Below are 6000 nucleotides of genomic sequence, written 5' to 3' on the forward strand. Positions count from 1 at the left end.
TGGGATTGACAATACAAAATTGTCAAAGACTTAATCATTTAGTTGCAGTATGATTGTTGTAAAAAGATTGAATGTTAATGATTGATATCTATCATAGAAGTCTTTTCAATTAACTTCTTACCATTCTTTGGGTTAAAAATGTATCGGATTTGTTAATTTTTCTTTACTAAAGAAGTCTCAGTGACTACCCAATTTTCGAGCAAGACAGCAAAATAGGCTCCATAATATCTATAGGGGATTTACCCGCTACAAACATTATAGGGCCTCAAAAGCAAACCTCTTGTCCAACTTTGAGGACATAATATATCAGAATGCTTATAATTTAAAGGTTGCTACACCGAGGATAGAACGATTTAAGTTTCGAAGTATTTGAAGACTTTGCTCAAATTTCTTATAACGAGTAACGCCGTACTCTTCAACAAGAAGAACTGTATCTCTTTCTAAAAGGGATGGTATGTCATGTAAATCTACAAAATGAATTCCTTTTAAAGCATCTTGATTTTGTTTCAATTTATCTAAGATAGCTTTGTTTGAGCTAACGATGGTTAATTCTTGTCCAGCATTTTTGTATGATAATACAAGTGCTAGGTTGGCAATTGTTGTAATCTCTGTTACAAAATCAATTTCATACTGAGAAAAATCACTTGCTCTATTGATTGTTGGATTAAAGAGATAAACCAATACATTTCCCATCACAATCAAAATCACACAGACAACTCCAATAACTGCTAGACGAAGAATTAGATTCTTGACATTTAATCCCAGCGCTGTCTCACCATTTGCGTTCAATTCTTTAGAGTTGATCGTTTCCAATTTTTCAATTTTCACGTTTGCATAGGTATTTTTAAATTTATCAATCAATCCATCAAATTTTTTCTCTAACAGGTCATTCGCGTCTTTACTTGGTGTCAAGATTTTCACACCAACCCCCATATCATCAATCATATAATTAACTGTTAGTTTTTTCAACCAATAGTCACTTGTAGAATTTTTCAAGGTTGTTTCTGTTGTATCCAATTCACTGGCAATTTTTTTCAACTCACTCGGTTCTACATCATTGAAAAGATAAGCTCCATTCAAATTACCATCAATCAATTTCCCGTAAAAATCACTATAACCACCAATTTGATGATTCAAAATCGTTTTAGCTGAATCTTCCGGAGGTGTGATTTTATAGCTGATATAAGTTGAATAACTTGTTGTGTCTTTGACAGTGTTTTTATTCTTAACTGCTTTAATTGTAAATGGTACTGCAATGAGAGCAAATAAAGCGATTAGAGCTAGAATATTTATTTTTCGTTTTTTGTAAAGATTTGCAAACAAATCAGCTACTGAATAATGTTCAAACATGATTTTTTTCTCCTTTGTTTAGTAGATACTGGTTTTCTTTTGTAAACATTTTTGATACGAATATAATCACAAGAACAATTCCCCAGAATTGCATTGTAAATAGATTGAAGAAACTTTCTGAAAAGCTACTTCTTGGCATAAAGAATAGATTATTCAAGATGAGTAGGGACAAAGCAAATAGGATTGTCCTTGAGCGATAGGCTACTTGCAACATGGCTATAAATAACATACCAAGTAAGAGACTAAGTAGAAAGACTCCTATCATACCATAGTCTGTATACAACTCCATGATATAGCTACTTCCGATACCATGTCCTTTCAAGTATTCCTTATTCAAAACAAGATAGGACAAATTGTGGGCATAACTATTACTATCAATAGCTAGTTCCACACTATTGGTTGTATGTTCAAAGGCTTTTCCTCCGAAAATGGCCCCCAAGCTGCCCCTTGCAAAATAATCAAGGACAGGACCAAAAGTAAAATTACGGAAATCTCGGTAAGGGAGGCTACTGTTAAATAGAAAACCTCGAGCCAAGACACCAAAACTAGTCCCTTGTTTATAGATAAAGTCAAGTAAGATATCCCAGAAACCTGTATGGGAAACTTGGACATTATCCCGTACATAATTGAGTACTCCCATCGCTAACATGAGAATAGGAGATCCTACAAAAATCGCTAACTTTTCTTTAAATCCAATCCATTTTCCTTTTTCAGTTTGCTCCCGCATAAAGTAATAAACAAAAGCAAATAAAATACTTAAAATAAAGGGATTTCGTGTCCCGATTGCCAAATGAATAGTATTGGCTGCAATAAAGGAGATAAGCACTGCTGTTGCCTGCCATTTCTTTGGCTTGGTTGCCAAATACATACACATTGCATAGACCGTAAATGTTGATAAGATATAGGTAAAATAAGGCAGTTTACTTTCAAAATTTGCATAGTAGGCATAGTAGGAAGTCTGCAAGCGATACAGGAGTCGTTCAAATAACCGAATGAAATAGAAAGGATAGGTTAGAAGAAAAACTCCTAGTGATACAAAGCGTAACCGCTTGGTATAAACCTCTTTTAGAGAATTTCCTATATTTGCTACTTTTATTTTCTTCCTAGCTATGAAGTAACGAGCCAGGACGCCTCCTGTGGTCAAGCCCAGAATCGAAACCATGACAACTATAAAGACAAAACGATAAGCTATCGGATGATAGGTATCCAAAGCTCCATCCCTAAAGTAATCAATGGTTGGCCTTGATACTAGAAAGATAAAAATAGTTAAAAAGAAAATAAAATGGATTAAGTAATACTTGATATCATTCCAACAAGCAATTAAGCTACTAACCAGTAAGAACAATAAAGTAGAAAGCAAGCTAACATTGTTATTATTAAACAGATACACAATTCCACTTACTAGCGTCAAGGCATAGCTGACTATGGTCAAACTAAATAATAATCGTTTCCCATCAATCACTCGCTCACCCCCGTTCTAATGTAATTTTTTAGATTTTTCAATATTTTTTAGTAATAAGAATCGGTATAAGGAAATATTTATGAATAGAGCCAAAGCACTAATTCTTCTCCCCTTACGGAAAATTGGATTCCTAGAAATAGCAAGGGCATGGCCTTTTAAAAAACGATGAATCCGAGAATAGGCTTCAAACTGTTTATACTGATCATCTAGCAACATCTTATCCAGAATAAAGAAGTAAGCATAGGCCAATCTGAAAAAAGCGACCTCTTTTAAATCAGGATAGTTTTTCACAACTTCATTATAAAACCTTTGGTAGATATCAATATAGGCTAAATCCTTCTCTGCATAGGGTTTGGTCGTAATACTATCCCCTCTATGGAAATAGTAATAATAGGGTTTGGTATTAACCACGTACTTCTTAGCCAACTTGATCAAATCAAAATGATAATAGGCATCTTCGTAAATCAATCCCTTTGGAAAGGATAGGGCAGTTGCAATCTCTCTCTTGATTAGCTTATTGCAGATCGTTCCAGGTATTTTTTCACCTATGAGGTATTCCCTTAAAAATGTTTGAGAATCACAGACAAAATAGTCATCCTGATTGGCTGACTGTGGGCTTTCATCATTAGCATAGACATTCATGACACCACAGCTCGAAACATCCGCATCTTCTTGAACTAATTGCTCATATAAGTTCTGAATCATTTCTGGATGGATATAATCATCTGAGTCAATAAAAATCAGATAATCCCCGTGAGCCTGCTTCATTCCATCATTTCGTGCTTGCGACAATCCTTCGTTCTTTTTATGAAGCACTGACACCCTGTCATCTTGTTCAGCGATTGAATCACACAAGCGACCACTCTCATCTGTTGCACCATCATCAACAAGAATAATTTCCAAATTCTGATAGGTCTGCTTCTGAATGGAAGCTATCGATTTTTCTAGGTACTGCGCCACATTATAGACTGGCACAATGACACTAATTAATGCAGTTTCCATGCTACTCCTCTAATAGTTTTTCTACTTGTTCAATTTGTTTGGCAATTGTGAATTGTTGAACAAATTGGCTAGCCTCATTGACATCGAAGTTTGAGGCAGAGGTCATGTAGTTCGTAATTGCCTGAGCTGCTTCTTGATTGCTCTCAATGATTTGTCCAAAATGTCCTTCTTGGGATAATTCCTCAGCCCCTCCAACATCCGTAGAGACAAAAGGAAGTCCCAGACTCAAGGCTTCCACATACACTCCAGGAAAACCTTCTTGTTTAGACATAGACAAAAGAACTTTCGTCTTAGATAAATACTGATAAGGATTTTTTTGATAACCAAGGAAATGTACATAGTCTTCAAGATCATATTCTTTGACGCGTTTTTTCAGTTCCTCTTCCATATCCCCAGCCCCGATAAAATAGAGATGATAGTTTTTTCCCTCTTGGTGTAATAGTCGTATCACTTCCACCACACGGTCAGAACCCTTATTTTTCTCAATCCGTCCGATAGTACAGATACTTTGAGGCGCAATCTCGATATCGATTTTCTCTTGAGATTTTTCTAAAATAGTCTTAAAATCATATCCATTGTAGACCGTCTGTAATTTCGAAGCATAATCTGGATAGACTTCCTTGATAGAATGACTGGTCTTTTTTGAAATTCCTACAATGGTATCCGCAGCATCCAACTGGCGTCTATGTGATTCCCTTTTTGAGCTATCCTTAAGAAATTCTTCGATACTTCCATGAATCCAAGAGATTTTCTTGACTTCTTTTCTTTTAGAAAACAACAGTGGTGGATTCATAATGGTAAAAGAAACTTCAACATCATAGTCATCTTTTACAAGCAAGCGACGAGTCAGCCTTGGAAAATAAATTCTCATTCTCCACAAAAAAGCTCGTAACCATCTAGCTTGGCGATAATCTTGAAAGGATTTTAAAATACGTACATGCTTGGGAACAGATTCGTATCCCTTATCAAAGTGCTCCATTTCAAGAATATCAATAGCATACTTTTCTGGATCCAGATTTGAAACAATGGTAGATAGAATCTTCTCTGCGCCACCCCCGAGAGAAAAAGACCACATAAAAAATAAGATTTTTTTCTTAGCCACCATATTCTCCCTTATATTCTGTATAAGACTTATCCATATCAGCGATGACAGCATCATGATGCGGTAGCTGCTTGTCTGCTGGTGGAGGTGTCATATAATCACCAAAAGCAGTGCTGAGATAGGCATCGTAGCCAACTGGAATGGGCATCTCTGTTCCTTCAAATGGCAAGAAGAGATTATCTTCAAAGGATGCGATTGGGTACTTGTTTCTCATGTAGCCAGGACCTGAGCATAATTCTGTGATGCCATCGCTCTCATCCAAACTATACTTGGTCATTTCTTTATCAGCTTTTTTCCAAATGCGATAACGGAGAGATTTTGGAGTCACACCCAGTAAAATGCGGCTTCCCCATTTCATAAGTGCGCCATGCTTTTCTGGAATAGTTTGAGCACAAAAAAGAGAATAAATCAGTGCCCAACGAACCTGTTTTTTCCGCTCAGCTGGATTTTTCGGATAATAATCCAAAGGCAAAACATCCAAGGCCAGACCATGTGGCAAATCCAAATCCTGCTGATAAGGCTTGATGCAGGTCGTTTCCTTGTCACGAATGGTAATAAAAAGATTACGATCGACAAAATCCTTGTGACTCTTTGACAAGAAATAACGCTCATCTGCATAGCGAGGCCATAATTCTGCTAGTTTTTCATAATCCTTACGAGGCATAAAAAAGTCTAGATCGTCATCCCAAGGAATGAAACCCTTGTTTCGAAGGGCACCAATAGCGCCTCCCCCACAGAGATAGCAAAGCAAATCATGTTCTTTACAAAAGGCCACAAAGTATTCAGCCATCTCCAGACTTCGAGCCTGAATTGCTTTTAAATCAGTCATATTATTCATTATTCTTTCTATCGTATCGTTTCATTATACCACAAATAGGGGGTGAAAATCTATTGCAGACTGTAAAAAATCAAAGCCTGATTGCTAGAGTAACTTCTCAAAGTAACTTCCACTTGACTGGCCGAAGTGGAAATTAGTCTAAAACGGATTTTTATGGTGGAATTAAGTATGAGACGTTTGAGTTAGAAATGAGGTCCACTATGACAAAACATAAACACCTTACCCTTTCAGACCGCAATGATATCC

5 protein-coding genes are annotated in these 6000 nt (G+C 36.4%); all 5 read right to left on the minus strand.

Features of this window, described 5'->3' with window-relative positions:
* Window positions 1-315: 315 nt before the first annotated feature.
* From QZ114_RS05455 to QZ114_RS05475, 5 genes are read right to left on the minus strand one after another with little or no spacing between them, the layout of a single operon-like run.
* Window positions 316-1350: a prephenate dehydratase gene (locus QZ114_RS05455; RefSeq protein ID WP_295500668.1), complete on the minus strand. Its 1035-nt coding sequence runs from the start codon at window positions 1348-1350 to the stop codon at window positions 316-318.
* Window positions 1343-2812: an O-antigen polysaccharide polymerase Wzy family protein gene (locus QZ114_RS05460; protein WP_295500670.1), complete on the minus strand. Its 1470-nt coding sequence runs from the start codon at window positions 2810-2812 to the stop codon at window positions 1343-1345. The genes QZ114_RS05455 and QZ114_RS05460 overlap by 8 nt, the downstream gene beginning before the upstream one ends.
* 15 nt (window positions 2813-2827) lie before the next feature.
* A complete protein-coding gene (locus QZ114_RS05465) occupies window positions 2828-3814 on the minus strand; it encodes a glycosyltransferase family 2 protein (RefSeq protein ID WP_295500674.1) in 987 nt (328 codons plus the stop codon).
* A gap of 1 nt (window position 3815) precedes the next feature.
* The gene (locus QZ114_RS05470) at window positions 3816-4919 is read right to left on the minus strand and encodes a glycosyltransferase (protein WP_295500677.1); all 1104 of its coding nucleotides are present in this window, start codon (window positions 4917-4919) and stop codon (window positions 3816-3818) included.
* On the minus strand, window positions 4909-5754 hold the full coding sequence (locus QZ114_RS05475; protein WP_295500678.1) for a phosphorylcholine transferase LicD: 846 nt from the start codon (window positions 5752-5754) through the stop codon (window positions 4909-4911). The genes QZ114_RS05470 and QZ114_RS05475 overlap by 11 nt, the downstream gene beginning before the upstream one ends.
* Window positions 5755-6000: the final 246 nt, after the last annotated feature.

Origin of the sequence: uncultured Streptococcus sp., assembly GCF_901875575.1 — a bacterium.
In the GTDB taxonomy this organism is placed as follows: domain Bacteria; phylum Bacillota; class Bacilli; order Lactobacillales; family Streptococcaceae; genus Streptococcus.

Bases quoted from the DNA above. Each gene is read 5' to 3' on its own strand.
- QZ114_RS05455 (WP_295500668.1), bottom strand. From the start codon at position 1,350: ATGTTTGAACATTATTCAGTAGCTGATTTGTTTGCAAATCTTTACAAA.
- QZ114_RS05465 (WP_295500674.1), bottom strand. From the start codon at position 3,814: ATGGAAACTGCATTAATTAGTGTCATTGTGCCAGTCTATAATGTGGCG.
- QZ114_RS05470 (WP_295500677.1), bottom strand. From the start codon at position 4,919: ATGGTGGCTAAGAAAAAAATCTTATTTTTTATGTGGTCTTTTTCTCTC.
- QZ114_RS05475 (WP_295500678.1), bottom strand. From the start codon at position 5,754: ATGAATAATATGACTGATTTAAAAGCAATTCAGGCTCGAAGTCTGGAG.